General features: G+C 71.8%; 18 protein-coding genes. 10 read left to right on the top strand and 8 right to left on the bottom strand.

From position 1 onward, the window contains the following. Window positions 1–429 precede the first annotated feature (429 nt). Window positions 430–1,584, top strand: coding sequence for an oxygenase MpaB family protein (locus ABT403_RS31900; RefSeq protein ID WP_344153101.1), 1,155 nt, complete (start codon window positions 430–432; stop codon window positions 1,582–1,584). A gap of 70 nt (window positions 1,585–1,654) precedes the next feature. On the opposite strand, the gene ABT403_RS31905 is transcribed toward ABT403_RS31900, so the two are convergent. Further along, on the bottom strand, window positions 1,655–2,413 hold the full coding sequence (locus ABT403_RS31905) for an ASCH domain-containing protein (protein ID WP_344153104.1): 759 nt from the start codon (window positions 2,411–2,413) through the stop codon (window positions 1,655–1,657). Between the two features lie 178 nt (window positions 2,414–2,591). Between ABT403_RS31905 and ABT403_RS31910 the strand changes: the two genes are divergently transcribed. Continuing rightward, the gene (locus ABT403_RS31910) at window positions 2,592–3,380 is read left to right on the top strand and encodes a hypothetical protein (RefSeq protein WP_344153107.1); all 789 of its coding nucleotides are present in this window, start codon (window positions 2,592–2,594) and stop codon (window positions 3,378–3,380) included. A gap of 77 nt (window positions 3,381–3,457) precedes the next feature. On the opposite strand, the gene ABT403_RS31915 is transcribed toward ABT403_RS31910, so the two are convergent. Beyond that, on the bottom strand, window positions 3,458–4,132 hold the full coding sequence (locus tag ABT403_RS31915; RefSeq protein WP_344153110.1) for a hypothetical protein: 675 nt from the start codon (window positions 4,130–4,132) through the stop codon (window positions 3,458–3,460). A gap of 340 nt (window positions 4,133–4,472) precedes the next feature. Between ABT403_RS31915 and ABT403_RS31920 the strand changes: the two genes are divergently transcribed. After that, window positions 4,473–4,778, top strand: a complete 306-nt coding sequence (locus tag ABT403_RS31920) for a hypothetical protein (protein ID WP_344153113.1) — start codon at window positions 4,473–4,475, stop codon at window positions 4,776–4,778. Between the two features lie 29 nt (window positions 4,779–4,807). Then, complete coding sequence (locus ABT403_RS31925) at window positions 4,808–5,311, top strand: hypothetical protein (RefSeq protein ID WP_344153116.1); 504 nt, start codon at window positions 4,808–4,810, stop codon at window positions 5,309–5,311. 30 nt (window positions 5,312–5,341) lie between these two features. Here ABT403_RS31925 and ABT403_RS31930 read toward each other — a convergent pair whose 3' ends face one another. Continuing rightward, complete coding sequence (locus ABT403_RS31930) at window positions 5,342–6,331, bottom strand: SDR family NAD(P)-dependent oxidoreductase (protein ID WP_344153119.1); 990 nt, start codon at window positions 6,329–6,331, stop codon at window positions 5,342–5,344. A 239-nt stretch (window positions 6,332–6,570) separates the two neighbouring features. On the opposite strand from ABT403_RS31930, the gene ABT403_RS31935 reads away from it, so the two are divergent. Both ABT403_RS31935 and ABT403_RS31940 read left to right on the top strand, forming a co-directional pair. Beyond that, window positions 6,571–7,185 carry an HAD-IA family hydrolase gene (locus ABT403_RS31935; RefSeq protein ID WP_344153122.1) on the top strand — a complete coding sequence of 205 codons (615 nt, stop codon included), beginning with the start codon at window positions 6,571–6,573 and terminating at the stop codon, window positions 7,183–7,185. A gap of 197 nt (window positions 7,186–7,382) precedes the next feature. Beyond that, complete coding sequence (locus ABT403_RS31940) at window positions 7,383–8,126, top strand: 2OG-Fe(II) oxygenase (RefSeq protein WP_344153268.1); 744 nt, start codon at window positions 7,383–7,385, stop codon at window positions 8,124–8,126. A gap of 176 nt (window positions 8,127–8,302) precedes the next feature. On the opposite strand, the gene ABT403_RS31945 is transcribed toward ABT403_RS31940, so the two are convergent. Together ABT403_RS31945 and ABT403_RS31950 are read right to left on the bottom strand one after the other, a co-directional pair. After that, window positions 8,303–9,259 carry a M56 family metallopeptidase gene (locus ABT403_RS31945; RefSeq protein ID WP_344153125.1) on the bottom strand — a complete coding sequence of 319 codons (957 nt, stop codon included), beginning with the start codon at window positions 9,257–9,259 and terminating at the stop codon, window positions 8,303–8,305. After that, window positions 9,256–9,633, bottom strand: coding sequence for a BlaI/MecI/CopY family transcriptional regulator (locus ABT403_RS31950; RefSeq protein WP_344153128.1), 378 nt, complete (start codon window positions 9,631–9,633; stop codon window positions 9,256–9,258). The genes ABT403_RS31945 and ABT403_RS31950 overlap by 4 nt, the downstream gene beginning before the upstream one ends. Before the next feature lie 122 nt (window positions 9,634–9,755). On the opposite strand from ABT403_RS31950, the gene ABT403_RS31955 reads away from it, so the two are divergent. Then, a complete protein-coding gene (locus ABT403_RS31955; RefSeq protein ID WP_344153131.1) occupies window positions 9,756–10,439 on the top strand; it encodes a DedA family protein in 684 nt (227 codons plus the stop codon). A gap of 2 nt (window positions 10,440–10,441) precedes the next feature. Beyond that, window positions 10,442–11,050, top strand: a complete 609-nt coding sequence (locus ABT403_RS31960) for a phosphatase PAP2 family protein (RefSeq protein ID WP_344153271.1) — start codon at window positions 10,442–10,444, stop codon at window positions 11,048–11,050. Window positions 11,051–11,314: 264 nt separating this feature from the next. On the opposite strand, the gene ABT403_RS31965 is transcribed toward ABT403_RS31960, so the two are convergent. Next, window positions 11,315–11,827, bottom strand: a complete 513-nt coding sequence (locus ABT403_RS31965) for a hypothetical protein (protein ID WP_344153134.1) — start codon at window positions 11,825–11,827, stop codon at window positions 11,315–11,317. Between the two features lie 429 nt (window positions 11,828–12,256). Further along, window positions 12,257–12,697, bottom strand: a complete 441-nt coding sequence (locus tag ABT403_RS31970) for a hypothetical protein (protein ID WP_344153136.1) — start codon at window positions 12,695–12,697, stop codon at window positions 12,257–12,259. 403 nt (window positions 12,698–13,100) lie between these two features. Here ABT403_RS31970 and ABT403_RS31975 point away from each other — a divergent pair, with 403 nt between their 5' ends. Next, entirely contained in the window at window positions 13,101–14,273 is a 1,173-nt protein-coding gene (locus ABT403_RS31975; protein ID WP_425580124.1) for an MFS transporter, read from the top strand. Between the two features lie 298 nt (window positions 14,274–14,571). Here the strand turns inward: ABT403_RS31975 and ABT403_RS31980 are convergent, their stop codons facing one another. Further along, window positions 14,572–15,192: a DedA family protein gene (locus ABT403_RS31980; RefSeq protein WP_344153139.1), complete on the bottom strand. Its 621-nt coding sequence runs from the start codon at window positions 15,190–15,192 to the stop codon at window positions 14,572–14,574. A gap of 361 nt (window positions 15,193–15,553) precedes the next feature. Here ABT403_RS31980 and ABT403_RS31985 point away from each other — a divergent pair, with 361 nt between their 5' ends. Next, complete coding sequence (locus ABT403_RS31985) at window positions 15,554–16,252, top strand: hypothetical protein (RefSeq protein WP_344153142.1); 699 nt, start codon at window positions 15,554–15,556, stop codon at window positions 16,250–16,252. Window positions 16,253–16,959: the final 707 nt, after the last annotated feature.

The raw sequence follows: 16,959 nt of genomic DNA on the forward strand, positions 1-16,959 counted from the left end.
AGTCGGCTAGGGCCGTCGAAGACCGCCGAGCTGGGGGTCGTCGGCTCACCGGACCGCCGGCCGGACGTGCCGTTCCCTGAAGCCCGGCTCACTCACCGGGATGGGCACGCAGCCCAGGTGGACCGTTTCAGCAGGTCAGAGCGCACACGGCGCAGGCCGTCACCCTCCCGGAGGGGCGCCCGGCGGGGGAGCCCACGGCGCCCGGGAGGGGCTCGTGGGAGAGCGGAGCGCCCCTGGGCGGCAGGTGGGTTGGGCTACACGGGTGAGGAGCAAACGATCCGGCATCGTTGCCGGGTTGGGGACCGGACGAGGGCGGCGCGAGCATGCCGCTGGTCGGTTTCACCGCCGGCCCGGCACACGCATCTCCGCCGGGGATGCCCCCTGCCCCTACCCACCTGCCCACGCACACCTCCAGGAAGAGGTTTCCCTGTGGCTTTGACGACCGCGACGATCGCCCAAGAGCTGGAAGCGGCGAGCAAGGTCGGTGACCCGAAGGCCGACGAGCTCGTCTCCGACCTGATCGACAACAAGGAAGTGGACGGGGTCAACGCCCTGTTCCGCACCATCGGCACCCTCAAGCCCGGGATGGACTTCTCCACCCTCCCGCCGCGCCTGGCGACGTTCCTCAAGGAGGCCGCGGCGGCGCCGCCGGACTGGTCGGAGGCGGACGTCAAGGCCGCCGAGTCCTTCTTCGCCCGCCACCACGGCGAGGTGTCCATGCTCCAGGGCACCGTCGGCCTCATCGGCACCTACCTCTCCCCGACCGGCGCCTTCACCCTCCGCTCCACCGGCCGCCTCGGCGGCGTCGAGGGCCCGGGCCGCCGCCTGTCGCAGTCCTCCCGCCTCTTCCTCGACATGGGCGACAAGAACGCCCTCCGGGACGGCAGCCTGGCCGCGAACGTCACCAAGGTCCGCCTGGTCCACGCCTCGGTCCGCCAGCTCCACAAGAAGAGCGGGGAATGGGACTACGCCAAGTGGGGTGAGCCCGTCTCGCAGAAGTACACCTCCGGCGCCGCCTGCGTCTTCTCCACCCAGATCCTCCAGGCGATGAAGCGCCTGGGGGTGGACGTGTCGAAGGACGACGCCAAGGGCTTCATGTGTGCCTGGCACTACGTCAACCACTACCTCGGCACCCCCGACAAGTGGCTGCTCCCCAAGGACCCGGACGTGGTCGAGGCCATGTGGAACCAGGAACGCGACAAGGAGTGGAAGAAGACCGACGACGGCGTCTTCATGACGAAGCAGGCCGTCGACTTCTACAAGAAGTTCTACCCGCCGGGCGTCCACGACGCGTTCTTCGCGATGGTCCGCCACGCCCTCTCCGACAAGTACGCCGACATGGCCGGCCTGCCCAAGAGCGTCCTGGGCGCGGCCGCCGAGCCCCTGGCCGCCGGCCACGGCCTGGTCAGCGGCGTGGGCGGCGGCCTGCTGGGCGGCACCGCGCAGAAGGCCACGGGCGTCAACCCGTACAAGGACATCCTGGGCATCGCCTCCAAGGGCTACAACGAGATCCAGCGCTTCGCCCTGACCCAGGGCGAGGACGACCAGCCCCAGATGCACCAGGAACTCCACGATAACCGCTGACCCCCCACGGCGCACCGGCCCCCCGGCCGGTGCGCCGCCCCCGTACAACCCCCGTGCCACGGCCAGCGGCTTAAGCGGCGGCGCCTGACGTGTCGTCGATCCGGAAGGTGATCACGTCGACCTCGTCGGTTCCCGTCAGATCCGGGTAGTGGCCCTTGAGGCTCTCCCGGAGTTCGCTCGCGGTCGTCAGGCCTTCGGCCCGGGCGTCCTCGTCGGTGAGGTCGCTGACCCGGCAGTGCCTGACGCCGGTCACCTCCGCCGGCAGCACGACTTCGGGGTCGCTCTCGAACACCAGCCGCGCCGGCCCGGGCCGGGCCGGGTCCCGGTAGCGGGTGGTCTTGGTCTTGGCGCCGGAGCGGACGGCTTCGAGGTAGCGGGGGTTGAACCGGATGATCGGAGGGCCGGCCGTCTCGGGGTCTTGATAGAGCGAGGGGTCGAGACCGTTCATGCCCGCCTCCGGGGTCCATCGCTGAGTCAGGGGCATCAGGTCGGCGGCGAGAACGGACCTGGGTCCCTCGGGCGTGGGCACGATGACGCGCATGGTGGGGTAGTAGTCCACGAAGACCTGCCGGTCACGCCCGCACGGGCCGACGACCCCCCGCCCGTGGTTTCCCACGGCGACGATGCAGCGCATCTGGCGGGCGCCCTGGGCTCGTGCGGCTCCCAGAGCCACGAGTTCGGCGCAGGGGCCGCCGGTGAAGTGGTAGAGGTTCACGCCGGCGAACATCCGGTAGTCGGCGGCCATGACCGCGGCGCCCATCGTGTGGATCCCGTCTTCGTCGGGCCCGGCGTCGGTGTGCGCGTCTATGGTGCGGCGCGCCAGCTCCACGAGCTCACGCTCGTCATCATCGAGAGCGCGTGCGGAGGGCGGTACGTACACGTCTTTCAGCCTTCTCTTCAGTCAGCGGTCGCCGATGAGCATTCCACGCCACGCAGGCGAGCTCCACGGGATTTCGGCTGCCCGGACGGGCCGACGCGCGGGTTTCGGGCATGCGTACGATGCGCCGGTGATGATCTACCTGTCCCTCGGCGCCACCTCCGAGGCGTACGAAAGCGGGAGGGCGCTGGGCATCCTCGTCGGCGCCGCAGTGCTGATGCTCGTGCTCTGGTTCGCCACCACGTCATGGCGGCGGGCCGGTGCCCTGCCTCCCGGCGCCGCCGCCGGCGGGCACACCGCGGCGCTGCGAGTGCGCCGGCGTCGTACGGTTCTGATCATCCTGGGCCTGCTCGGGGCGGGCGCGGTGGTGAGTGCCGTACTCCCGTACAGGCCGGAGTCGCGCGCGGCGGAGACCGCCGGGGCCGCGAGCGGCCCGGTGGAAGCCGAAGCGGCCCCGGCCGGTGCGCGTACGATCACGCCGCCCGACACCCTGGACGGCTACCGGCTGATGACGGAGGAGGAGACGGCCTCCTACCGGCGGGCGGAGGCCGCCCGCCCTCCGCGTGGCCGCACCTGGTACTACGACCGCGACGGTGACGGCCGCGCCGACGGCATCCTCCACGTCGACACCACCCAGTGGTCGCAGAAGCTGGCCGCCGAGAAGCAGAGGGACTCGATCACGCAGGAGTTCCGGAACTTCTTCGCCGGAGCCAGGAGCAGCGACTCGGCGGAGTATCCGGCCGGCCCGCTCGGCGGCCGTCTGGCCTGCGGGCACTACGAGAACAACCCCGCCCTGTCCATCTGTGCCTGGAGTGACGCGAGCACCCTCGGCACGTTCGCACAGAACGGAGTCGGGGAGCTGTCCGAGGCAGCCAGGACCACGCTCGATTTCAGGAACGCATCCGACCAGCGCACCTGAATCCGCCGGGCAACCAGTCCGTCGGACCGCCCGACAGGCGCTCGGCCGCCGCAGCGGTGCTGTCGGTTCGGCCGGCGTCAGCAGGTGTGGAACGTGCAGACGCGCACGTCGAGGACGCCCGGCAGCCGTAGGACCTCCTCCCTGAGCCGCTCTTGGCTCTGTCCTCCCGTGAAGTGCCTGGGCATCTTTACGACGAGCACCGGTCGGCCGGGCTCCGTCTCGACCGTCTCGACCCCGACCGCGCCAAAGTCCCGCAGCCGCTCCAGGCCCGGACCGAGGTCTTGGTCGCGGACCCGGCTCGCGGAGTCGAGCGCCGCGTGGAGGGAGGGCGGCGGTTCGTTCTCCGACGGCGAGTCGTGGGCCGGCGCGAGGCACAGAGCCGTGACCACCACGGCCGCGAAGGGCGCGATCACCGAGAACCACGCTCCCGGGCGGTTTCCGGCGTCGACGAAGGCGGCGACGAGCAGCAGGAAGGCGGCGGGAGTGAACCAGAAGGCGCCGATGGACGCACCGAGCGGTCCCCACACCAGCAGGACCAACCCGCTGACGAGGCAGGCCCGGGCGAAGGTCCGGGGGCCGTCCTGCAACAGGAGCGGGACGGTGGCCGCGACCGCCGTGACCACGAACGCGACGAACACCCCGTCCGGCTCGGTACCGCGAGCGAGCCACCCGGCCACCGCACCCCACGCCGCCAGCGCCCCGGCCACGGCCCAACCCCGCTGCCGACCGGACACCTTCCGCTGTTCAGCCACCCCACGCCCCCTCCACTTGAACGCATTCAATTGAACACGTTCAACGAATGATAGCCGGACAAGCGACCCTAGCCGTCGCCCCGTTCGCCGGGGCCGCGTCGTCTCCGAAGAACACTCAGGTGAACGCTGGATCCCGACGTCCTCCACTCTCGCCACGGTGGACAAGGCGACCCTCAAGCGGCAGGCCCAACTGGACGCGCTCGCCGCACCAGCGGCACGGAGAGTGAGCGCACCGGCGGGTACGGCGGAGTCGTGGTGCACCCGAAAGCGGGTGAGCTCTCCCTGTACTGGAAGGGCGAGGTCCCGCAGAACGTCAAGGACGTGCAGAATCAACCTCCTGGTGAAGTACGCGGGGGTCACGATGAACATCGGCGGCGTCGACCGGAGCAACGTCGTCCAGGCGATACGGACGGACACCAGCATGGCGGTGGCGCGAGGTGACAGCGGCGGCCCGGTCGTCACCAGCGCGGACGGCACCTACGGCAACGACATGCAGGCCCGCGGCCTGATCAGCGGCTCCTGGGGCAGCACCGTGACGTGCCCGGCCGGCAGCGTAGCCAACAGCGCGACCACGTGCTACGAGGGTGTCGCCTTCATCGGGATGTCTGCCATGGTGAACAAGATGGGATTCAACCTCAACACCTGACCTGCCAGGGGAGCTTCGTGAGACGGACCATGACCCGCACCGCCGCCACCGCTCTGGCCGCGATACTCCTCACCGGGTGCGGTACCGGCCACGCTGATCCCCGTACGGCGGTGACGAAGCCTTCGCCCGGTGACACCCAGGAACAGATCATGTCCGTCACCGGCGAAGGCTTCACCATCTGCGGAGTCGGCCCGGTCAGGCCCGGCCTGTACGACGTGACGGTGTGCGGAGACGTGGCCAAGGCCCGCGCGGTCCTGGACTCCCGCTTTCCCGGCCAGACGGTGCCGGTCGCGTACAGCCCGGACGAAGGAGGGGCGCACACCCCGCGCGAACTCGTGCTCCAGTACCGGGTGCAGCACACCAGGGGCGACGGGTTCACGGTCGTCTCGACCCGGATCACCGAGAACGGAAAGGTCGAGGCCGGGATAGACGGAGATCTGGACAAGGCCCGGGCCGTCCTGGACCGGCAGTTCCCGGGACGCACGGGAGTCCACCGGGAGCGGGCCTCCGACGATCTGGTGTTCCGCCCGTAGGGCGTTGCGTTGCGTTGCACAGGTCTGCCCTCATGCGGGGGAGCTGGTCCCACGGGAGCGCGCCGGTGAGGTGGACCACGGGTCGGTGCCGGTCAGGTCGCGGCTGGCCTCCCACAGACGCGCCGAGGTGGTGGGGTCGGCCAAGTGGCTCCACAGGGGCTCAACCCTGGGCGTCCCGCGCAGCCCGAACGCTCGGGGCCCCAGCATGTGGCCGCCGCGCACGCCCGGGTCGAGGACGGCCCGGACGGCGGGCCACGCGGCGGCGTCCTTGCCCTGGACGACGAGGCGGAGGGGCAGGCGGCTCAGCCGGGTGCCGGTGGTACGGGCGTGGAACGGCGGGCGCGAAGGGGTGAGGGAGTCGAGCGCGCCGCCAGGGTGGACGAGCACGCTCAGCGTCGTGCTGCCGACGGCCCGCAGACGGCGGTCGAGTTCGAGGGAGAAGAGCATCTGGGCCAGCTTGGAGCGGGCGTAGGCGCGTTGGGGCCGGTAGTCGTGTGCGCTCTGGAGATCGTCGAGGTTCAGGCGTTCGGACTTGGCGGCGAAGCTGCCGGTGGTGACGATCCGGCTCCCCGGGGTTGCCGCGAGCAAGGGGGCCAGGTGGTGGGTCAGCGCGAAGTGTCCAAGGTGGTTGGTCGCGAACATCAGCTCGTGGCCGTCGCGGGTCTCGCGGCGCGGTGGGTGGTCGAGCGCCACGCCGGCGTTGTGGACGACCGCGTCGAGGTGGTCCAGTCCGAGCGCGTCCACGGACGCCCCGAGCGAAGCGGCATCGGCCAGGTCCAGGCGTACGTGCCCGACCCGGGCACCGGGGACGCGCGAGACGAGGGAGGCGATCGCCGCTTCGGCCTTCGCGCCGTCGCGGCTGCCGAGGACGACCGTGGCCCCTGTGCCCGCGAGCTGCTCGGCGACGAAGTACCCGATGCCCGCGTTGCCCTTGGTGACCAGGAAGGTCTTCCCTTCGGCGCGAGGCAGCCGGTGGACGTCCCACGGCGGGGCCTGAGGTACGGAGGGGAAGGACGGCACGGCGGGCTCCCGGAGGCTCGGTGTGGTCTGGAAGGGCGCGCCCGGCTCGGCGTGCCCGGCACCCAGGCTTCCCGGTGCCGCCCACACCGCGCCGACAGAGCACCGCCGTCCCTGACAGCCGGCCGACAGCGTCGGGACCGGCGCCGGCACCGCAGGGCCGCGCTGCCGGTGTGACCTGCAGGCTTGCGCGCGGGGTCCTGTCTGCCTCTGCTCAGAGGCGAACTGGCAGGATCGGGACCATGAGCGACTCACCTTTCGACGCTGTCCTGTGCGACTTCGACGGCGTCCTGCGGCTGTGGGATCCGGACGGGATGACCGCGCTCGATCGTGAGCTGGGGGTGCCCGGGGGGACGCTGGCGTCCGCGGCGTTCCGTCCGGGCCTTCTGGAGGAGGCCGTCACGGGACGGATCAGCGACGACCAGTGGCGGGAGCGGGTCACGGAAGAACTCGCCGCGACCTGGGGGCCGGTCCGGGCTCAGGGCCTCGTCCACGCATGGTCCGCGCTGACGGGCCGGGTCGACATGGAGGTACTGGAGCTTCTGGCCGGTGCCCGCCGCCGCGTGCCGGTGGTCCTGGTCTCCAACGCCACCACACGGCTGGAAGACGATCTCGCCGCCCTGGGCCTGGCAGACGCCTTCGACGCGGTGATCAACACGGCCCGTATCGGGGTGGCCAAACCCGACCGCCGCGTCTTCGAGACGGCCGCCCGCAGTGTGGCGGCCGACCCGCACAGGTGCCTGTTCATCGACGACACACCCGGTCACGTGACAGCGGCCCGGGAGGCCGGCCTGACCGGACTCCACTACCAGCACGCCGACCAGCTGCGCAGCACCCTCGCACCCCTGCTGGCGTAACCGCACCACTGCTGGCGTAACCGGCCGCCCCCCCGCCCATCCGGCCGCCCCCCGCCAATCCGGCCGATCCTCCTCCGGGGTCGTCCTGCTTGCTTTGCGGGTTCACCCCGGCCTAATATCGTCAGCGTGACGATAACCGCTCTACCCGCGGGCGTTCCTGGCGGTTGGGTCCACGACCTCAAGGCGGAGAAGTGAGCATGTTCGAAATGCCGGTAAACCCCTTCGAGCTCTCCGAAGAAGCGCTGAGCCGCATATCGGCTGATGACTCATGGGCGCCTGTGGAGTCGGAGATCCCACACGTCGGTGCCAGGGTGATTCGCCATTTCCTCACGCCGGCTGAAGTGGAGGTGTTCGCGGCCGAACTGGCTGCCCAGCGCTTCGTACCGGTGGGCCGGGACGGCGTGGCCGACAACTACGCAGAGGGAGATCCGGTCGCGCATCTCCGTGCCACGGCCGAATCCACAGATTTGGCGGCGGAGTTCTACCGCAGGCTGCGGACGTTCCTGTCGCGTGAAGTGGGACCGGACGATCCGACGGACTCGGACGGCAGGCCCTGGAAGCCGGCGGCCGTCAATCCGCGTATGCGCTTCATCACGTACGAACACGGGGGCCTCCTCGTCCCGCACTACGATTCGCCCTACTTCGCCCCCGACGGAAGGCGAACCCTCCTGACGGTCGTCGTCTACCTGTCGTATGAGGCGGTGGGCGGAGAAACCCGGTTCATCGCCGACCGGCAGAACGAGCTTCCCTTCGCGGAACGCGACTTCTCGGACTGGCCCCGGCTCGCCAAGCCCGAGGAGATAGTGAGCACCCACCGCCCCGAACCCGGCGACGCGCTCCTCTTCTGGCATCGGACGCTTCACGACTCGGCCCCGATTCTCGAGGGCACGAAAACAATTCTCAGAACCGATGTGCTCTACGAGCCCATAGACGTGCCCTGAGCAACGGCAAGCCATCCGCCGGCGCCGGTGTGGCGGGGACATCCGTGATGCGGAGACATGCGCGCAGGCCCTCGTACGGCTCCTACGGGGATCCGGGCCAGCCGGTCCGCAGCCGGTTCCACAGCCCGATCGTGCACGCGGCGCGCTACTGCGCGGGCCTTCTGTGGACTCGCGAGTCAGTGGTCGGGGAGTTCTCCCTGGGCCACTTCGACCCCGTCGTGGAGGTCGTCGGCCGCCTGGAGTGAGGCGCCCGCCGACAGCGCCAGGCAGGCCAGCAGCGTGATGGCCGCGAGGCACGGGGCCAGGAGCCGACGGCGCGGGCCGCCTGCGCGGCGTTCGGTGAGGAGGGCGGCGACGCGCCGGGGTACGGGACCTGCCGTGGCGGCGAGGGCCAGGCCGGGGCGGGCGTTCGCGGCGGCCGTGGACGCCTGGCTCGCGAGAGCGGCGCGGCCGATGGCCCGGGCGGCCAGTCGGCGGTCTGCGACGGCGTCGGCGGCGGACTCGTCGGCGCTGCGTTCCAGTGCGTAGGCGAGGGGTTCGCGCAGCGTGCGCAGGGCAGGGTGGCACACGGCGGCGAGGTCGACCAGGGCGGCGAAGAGATGGTGACGGCCTGCGAGGTGGGCGCGCTCGTGGGCGAGGAGGGCCTCGCGCTCGGGCGCCGAGAGCGCACGCAGCATGCCGGTGGTGACGACGATGCGTCCGGGGCGCCCCGGGAGGGCGTAGGCATCGGGGTGGTCGTGGGTGAGCACGACGAGTTCGCCGCGGGCCTGGGCTGCCAGTCTTGCGGCCCGGCGCAGCTGGATCCAGCGCCGCCGCACCCCCTGTGCCAGCCGGGCCGTGCACCAGGCGAGCAGGGCCCCGGAGGCAACGGCGACCGCGACGACGGCGTCGGGGGATCCGCCGCCGAGCGGGGTGAGCAGGTGGCCCAGTGCGGCGATGACGCGCAGGTGGGTGGCGCCGGGCACCACGAGCAGGGCCAGTGCGCAGGTGCTGGCGGCGGCGAGGCCGGCGGCGGTCGTCGTCAGCAGCCAGACCGCCTGCCGCGGAGGCAGGGTGGATGCCAGCCGCCTGCCTGCCGGGCCGGCCAGGAACGGCACGAGGAGCGGGAGCCAGAGCCAGACGGCGTGGATCACCCGGCGTCTCCTTCGCCGTCGAGCAGGGCGCGCAGCAGACGCTCGTCCTCGTCGCTCAGCTGGGAGACGAAGCGGCTGAGTACGGCTCCGCGGTCCTCGTCCTTCGCCAGTTCCGCGTGCATGCGCCGGGCGGTGAGCCCGGAAGCGTCCTCGACGGGGACGTACGCGAACCCGCGGCCTGACCGCTTCCGGGCCACGGTGCCCTTCTCGTGCAGGCGGGACAGGATCGTCGTCACGGTCGTACGGGCGAGCGACCCGCCGAGCGCCTCCTGCACCTGGGCCGGGGTCAGCGGGCCGTCCGCCGCCCAGAGCGCCGCCAGCACGCCGGCTTCCAGCTCGCCGGCAGGGCGCCGCTCCACGCTCTTGTCGCCCATGGGGTGCACTCCTCCACACATCTGATCGTCTACAGTGCTGTAGACCGTCTACGGAACTGTAGTCATAGCTCGGAGGGTGTCGTACCGAGCCTTGCCCTCTCACCCTATGGGAGCTGTTCGACATGCCCCTGACCGTCTTCGCCGCAGCGTCGCAGGCACTCAGCCCACAGGCCGTGAACCTGCTGGACGCCGGTTCGCTCCTGTCGGCCTTCGGCGCCCTCGGCGTCGCGGTCGTCCTCTTCGCCGAGACCGGCCTCCTCGTCGGCTTCTTCCTGCCGGGCGACTCGCTCCTCTTCACCGCCGGCCTGCTCTGCGTACCCGGCAACCACGGAGCGGTCCACCTCTCGCTCCCGCAGGTCCTGTGCGCGGCCGTGGCCGGAGCCCTGCTCGGAGCACAGACCGGCTACCTCATCGGACGGCGCGGCGGACGGGCCCTGCTGGCCCGCAGCCACAGCCGCAAACTCCACGAGGGCGCCGAGCGGGCCGAGGAACTCCTCGGCCGCTACGGCCACGCCAAGGCCGTCGTTCTGGCGCGCTTCGTCCCCATCGTGCGCACCGTCCTGAACCCGATGGCCGGGGCGCTGGGCGTCCCCTCCCGCGTCTTCACGCTCTGGCAGGTCGTCGGCGGGCTCGTGTGGACGGTGGGACTGGTGCTGGCCGGCTACGCGCTCGGCTCCTCCGTGCCCAACGTCGACCGTTACCTCCTGCCGATCGTCGCTCTCGTGGTTCTCGTCTCCCTCACTCCGGTCGCCGTGGAAGCGTTCCGCCGACGGGGTGCCCGCCCTTCGAACGGAGGCTCGCATTGAGCCTGCTCGGCCTCGCCGTGGACGGCCCCGCCGTCGACGGAAACCTCTACACCTGGACCACCGGCCTTGCCCAGCGTGCACCCTCCTGGCTCGACGGCCTGGTCACCGCCTGGTCCACGTACGGCCTCGGCCTCTTCGCCGTACTGATGCTCCTCGTCTGGTGGCGGGCCCGGGCGAGTGCCGAGGCGGCGAGGACGGCCATGGCGCTGGCGGCGCCCCTCGTCGTGGTCGCCGCGTTCCTCGTCGACACCGGCATCAAATCGGTCTTCCGGGAGCAGCGGCCCTGTCAGACCCTGCACACGGTCACGCTGGAGGCCTGTCCGCCGCTGGGCGACTGGTCGTTCCCGAGCAACCACGCCGCCATCGCCGCCGCGGCGGCCATGGCCCTGTGGTTCACCGACCGCCGGCTCGCGGCCATCGCCGTCCCCGCCGCACTGCTGATGGCCTTCTGCCGGGTCTGGGTGGGCGCCCACTACCCCCATGACGTCGCCCTCGGCCTGGTCGTCGGTGCGGTGATCGCCTGGCCGCTGACCCGCACGGCCCGCCGCGCGACTCCCCTCGTGCAGCGGCTGGGCACCTCACCGCTGAGGCCCCTGGTCGCTCCCCGGTGAGGACCGGCCCCGCGCCGCGAGCCGGCCGCTGGACCCTGACGGCAGCACTGTGCGGGGTGCGGTCGGCCTGCCGGCCTGCCGGCCGCCCTGGTCGCGGCCCGGCACGGCGCCCCGTACCCCCTCGCCGAGAGCCTGCACCGCCGGCCCCGACGACCCCGTCCCGAGTCCCGGGTAGCAAGGACATCGCCCGAACAGCGACCCTCTCCAGCGCTCACAGATCGGCTGGAGCGACGTGCTCGCGCTCCCCGTCGTACTCGTCGTCGATCAGGCACTCGACTCTGGGTCTGATCCGTGAAACGGCCCTCTGCGTCCGGGTGTTGTGCGGCGGACGCGCAGCACGTGCGTCACCGTCACCGCCACCGGGAGACCGGCCAGGAGGAGGGACAGCCCGATCGGGAGCACCCCGGCCCACACCGTTGGCGAGACGTACGCGGTGCCGGACGTACCGTCCACCAGCCACGCGCGGACCGGTCGCGCATCGATGTCGCCCTCGACGGGGACTACGAACGCCGAGCCGCCGTCGTCCGGTGTGAAGGTGCCCGAGCAGGATGTCGACGTTCCCGCATTGGCCACGGTGGCGTCGTACGTCCGGCAGTCGGCTTGGGTCACGGTGCCGGGCTCGCCCCACAGCGCCGTCCGCAGCTCCGTGGTGAAGTTCGTCAGTACGACGTAGGCCAGAACCAGCCCGACCAGACAGGCCAGCGCCAGCCACGGGGCGGCTCCGACCTCCTCCGGCCCGTTCCGCTGCCCGTCTACAACGCTCCCACCCTCGCTCATCCCCACCCTCGGATCGCCGACGGACCTCCATGGTGACCGATCCGAGGTTCCCTCGGAAGCCCTCCACGACGTGCTGGTGGGCTGGCACGAGTCGGCCATCAGATCGCCCACGACGCCGGGCCCGGGCACAGCGGGAGGAGTACCAAGAGCAGCCGCACCGCGCGGCCGTGCAGCATCGGGCCGAGCGCGAAGCCGCCCGCCCCGTCTGCGCCGGCTGCGGGACGGAGTTCGACAACGACCGATGGGAGAACACCGGCGTAGACCCGGCACCGGAACCGGACACGCCGGCCGCGCGAAGCGGCACGAGGACGCCCCCGCGCGGGACACATCAGCGGAGTCCGTACGGCTCCGAAGGCCTGGACGGCACGGTGATCCCCGCAGCGTGGTCACACGTCGCGGGGATCACCGTCGTGGGTCCGGGTGCAGTCGTCAGCCCGGGCACTTCAGGCCGGTCCGGGCGGACTTCACCGCGCTGTCCAGCTTCTGGGCCTGCGGCTTCAGCTTGGTGGCGGCCTCGGCGCCGGTAGCGTTGCCCGGCAGGTCGTCCCAGGTCTTCTTGAGCCCGTCCGCCGCGGACTTCACGGCCTCCTTCTGCGCCGCGTTCCATGCCGCCGTGGACTTCGAGACCTCGCCCCACTCGTCCCTGACGTCGTTGTACGCGCTCTTGACCTGGTCCTTCGTCGCGGACGCCGGATTCAGTCCGAACAGTGCCGTCGCGTCGGACCGGAGTTCGTTCAGATCGGTGCACAACTGCGCCGCCGCCGCACTCTGGTTGGGGCTCGGATCGGCGGCGAAGGCGGCGGAAGCTCCGCCGACGGACAGGAGCAGTGCTGCGGCCGCGCTCACGGCAGTACTCGGAATGTGCCTCATGGGTTTCCCCTCGTCCGGGATTCCTCGGGTCGTCCCCGCCCCTGACACCCCCCAGCTACCGGCTAACCACGCTGACACAGCCCGCCGGACCCCGCAATCCGCGAGAGACGGACGCCTTGTGGCGGCGGGGGCTGCTGCCGGACGGCCTCACGAAGTCGCTCACGGCCTCGCTGGTCCTTCAGGGCACCGTGCCCGCCCGTGTGCCGGATGCTCACGCCTGGGCAACCCCTGCCCACGCGCGTGGTCCGGTTGCGAAGACGGCGCCCATACGGCCGCCGTACGCCGCCGCCTGCCTCCAGCCTCCTGTGCACGACCAGGCCCCGGGCCCATGCATGGGCGTGCGCGGCTCAGGAACGGCCTCACGTCTTTGACGCAGGACTCCGCCACGATGTAACCCGTCTGGGTGAAGGTGATCCCCGGCTTCCAGCCGGTCACCCGGCAGCGCAACGCCCGCGCCCACCGCGACGGCCTCCAGGCCGCCCTCTCCGGCGTAGACACCGCCCCCGTCGACCAAGCCGTGCGCCGCCCCCCGTACGTGGCCGACTCCACCGCCGACAAGGTCATGATCGACCAGACCAAGGACCCTCACCGTCGGCGCGATCTCCAAGCCCCCGGCCGGCGCGGGAAAGGACGGCGGCAACTGGGAAGTCTCCCTCGACACCCTGAACCGCTACGCCCCCGACGCCCAGCCGCGTGCGAGGACTACGCCGAGCCCGTCTTCGCCGTTCTCCACGAGGGAGGCGACCGGCAACCGCCACGGCCCCGCCCCCGCCCCACAGGCGGCTCCTCCCTCCTCGTCCTCGGCGGCCTGCTCGCCCTCTACGACGGCGCCGAACTCCTCCTGAAGCCGGCCTTCGGCAGCGTCGCCGACCGCATCGGCGCCAATCCCGTCCTCGTCGGCGGCCTCATCGCCGCCGCCGCCTCCGCCCTGTACGTCGTCGCCGACAGCCCCGGCTGGCTGTGGGCCGCGCGCCTGGGACAGGGCACTGCGGCCTCCGCCTTCTTCCCGTCCGCTTCCGCACCGGTCGCCCGCCTGAACCCGGCGGCCAGGCACGGGCGTGCCTTCGGCGGCTACGGCTTCCACAAGGCCGTCGGCTACACCCTCGGCCCGCTGCTCGGCAGCGTCCTGGTGTGGGCCGGTGGCCTGCGCCTGCTGTTCACCGTCCTCGCGGTGCTCGGCGCGGCGGTCGCCGTCTGGGCCGTGCTCGCCATACTCGCCGTACTCGCCGTGCCTGTCGTACCGCCGCTGCCCAAGCCCCGGCAGACCGTCCTCGACCTGGCTCTGGCCCTGGCCCGCCGACTGGCCGATCCCGTCTTCCGCGCCCCCACGGCCGCCCTCGCCGGGGCCACCGCCGCACTGTCGGTCGCCGCCGGGCTGGGCACCGTGGCGATCGGGGCCGCGGTGTCGGTGCTCGCCGGCTGTGCGGCCCTCGTCCAGCCGCAGGCCGGACGCGCTCTGGACGACGGCCGCCTCACCACCCGGACCGGCCTCGCCGCAGGGCTGTCGCTCACCGTCGCAGGCTTGGCCTGCGCGATGCTGCCGGGGCTGACCGGCATCTCCTCGCGGCGATCCTGATCGGCGCCGGCACCGGGCTGATCACCCTGCTCGGATTCACTGCGCCGGCCGCGAGCACCCCCGCCGAACGCCTCGGGCAGACCATGGGATCCGCCGAACCCGGCCGTGAACTCGGCGACGCGGGCGTCCCGCTGCTTGTGGCCACCGTCGCCTCGATCGCCACGCTCACCTATGGCTTCGGGGCGCTCGCCGCGCCGACCGGGTTCCTCGCGGTGGCGGCGTTCCCGTACCGGTGCTCGGCGGCATCGTCCGCCGCCCAGGAGCAGACACAACGGTGTGAACGGCCCCAGACGCCTCGTCAGCTCCGGTGCCGGCGATGCAGCAGATGCCGGACGACGAGTGCTGCGGCCAGGACGCCGAGCGCGATGAGTACATAGAGCTGGTAGCGGGTGATCTCGTCGTAGAGGGTGGTGATGTGGCTGCCGGCCAGGTAGGCCAGCGTCGCCCACAGGCCCACCCACAGTGCGGCGCCGAGCGTGTTGAAGGCGAGGAAACGGCGCCAGGGCATGCCGCTGGTCCCGGCGATGATGCCGTTGGCCTGGCGCAGCCCCTCGATGAACCGGGCCACGGTGACGATCGCGCCGCCGTGGCGGGTGAAGAACAACTCGGCCTTGCGGAAGCGCTCGGGGGTGAGGAAGACGTAGCGGCCCCAGCGGTGGACGAAGGCTCGTCCACCGGAGCGGCCGATCAGGTAGCCGACGTTGTCCCCGGCGACGGCCGCGACGAAAGCGATCACGGCGACGGCCACGATGTTCAGCCGGCCGGCTCCGGCATAGATCCCCGCGGCGATCAGAATCGTCTCGCCCGGGGCGGGAACGCCGAAGTCCTCCACGAAGATCACGACGCCGACGGCCCAGTACCCGTAATGGCCGAGCAGCGGGGCGAGGTGGGCCAGCGGGCCCGGCAACGGCGGCGCCATACCTGCACTGTACGCCGCGCTCCAGAGCCGGTGCGCCGCTCAGCGGGGCAGGGCGATGCACCGCCCCGGCCGACGCCACCCCCGAGGAGCGCCTGGACCAGAGCATGGGCGCGGCCGAACTCGTCCGCGAGCCCGGCGACGCAGCGGTCCCGCCACTGCTATCCGCAGCCGCCACCGCAGCCACTCTCACCCACGCCCGCACAGCGTTCGCATCCCTGCGGCACACGGAAGCGGTGACGCCGCTTCCGTCCCCGTCCCCGGCCCCGTCCCCGGCCCGACATCGAGATCAGCCGCCCCTGGCCTCTTTCCCCCGCCCCGGGAATCCGCCAGGCTGTCCCGGTCGTCGGCGGGGGAGCAGGGGATGAGCAACAGACGCGGCAGCGGACGGATCCCCGCGGCGCCGGGTCGGCGGAAACCCGTCGGCAAGGGGCGGCGCGGCAACAGCCGAACCGCCGCGATGTCACCCCGGCTGGTGACGCGCCTGAGCGTGACGACCGCCATCGTCACCCCGTGCGCCCTGGTCGGCCTGGCGGCTCTGGCGAGCAATCCGGACTACGGCCTCCTCTGCGGGATCACGGGTTTCGTGGTGCTCGTCGCCGGCCTCGGGGTGGTGACCGGGCTGCGGCCTACCTGGTGGCTGATCGGTCCGGCCCTCGCGCTGGAGATCGTCCTGCTGGTTGCGTCCAGACCTGCGGTCCGGGCCGAGGTGATGGTCCTGCGCGGAGTGCGTACCCCGGTGGTGGTGACCGCCGCCCACAGGTCCAAGGACAAGGCCGGGCGCGTCAGTTGGAAGTGCGACCTACGCCGCACGGACGGCCTGCCCCTGCCGCACTCCGCCCTCGAGGGGTACGAAGGCTGCTTCGGCCCTTCCGATGTCGGCCGGACCCAAGACGTCCTGGTGGATCCGGCCGGCTGGGTGCCTCCGCAAGCCCCGCACGTGGACCGCGTGGCCCTCGACGAGGCGATCGTCATGATCGGCGCGGCAGCGGTGCTCTTCGCGGGGCTGGCCATCACCGCCGGCCGGCTCAACCTGCGGGCCGTCGGCCGACGAGTTCGGTGAACGGGCATGCGATCAGCCCGGCGGGAGGCGGGCCGGAACCCCCACCGGCTTCCTGCCGCCTGCGCCCGGTCACGGATAGCCGACCGGTTTGAGGGGGGACCTCTTGCGTTGCTCACCGCCTCGACCGTCCTGGCTGCGGGCGGCGCGCTTCTTCCCACCAGTACATTCGCCGCCTCGCCGACGTCGCACCCCGGCCCCCCCAGCCGCGATCGCGCCTTCCGACGGTGGTGGCGGACTGATCGGCGCTGGAGGGGGGAGCGGGGGAGGCGGGATGGACGGAGGAAGCCTCCCGTACCACAGGATCACGGGCCGATCGTCCCTCCGTGACGTGTGGTCGGGTTGCATCTTCTGCGGCGTCACACCCGTAAGCCCTTGACACGCAGGCCGGGGCGGGCGGATGGCCGCGAGCCGGCCGGCCCACTCCATCCCGAGTCGGGCGAGGGCTTCGAGCTGCGCGGCGTGGAGTCGGCGCGACGTTGTTTCCGGTTGGCGAGCCCCCCGTGCCGTGCTTGCTCCCGTCGGGGAGGCGGTCACGCGATTCCCCGGCCCGACGGTCACGTGAAATACGTGACCGCTCACAATAAGACCTCCCGGATCGTCGTCCGCCAGGACAAGTGCTCGGTGCCGGCCCGGTTCATCGGCCAGAACGTGCGTGCCTCGCTGTGGGCGGAGGAGGCGGCACGAGAGGCCGGACGCCCGCTACGGAT

It is taken from the genome of Streptomyces sp. NPDC000075 (assembly GCF_040301925.1).
GTDB lineage: Bacteria > Actinomycetota > Actinomycetes > Streptomycetales > Streptomycetaceae > Streptomyces > Streptomyces polychromogenes.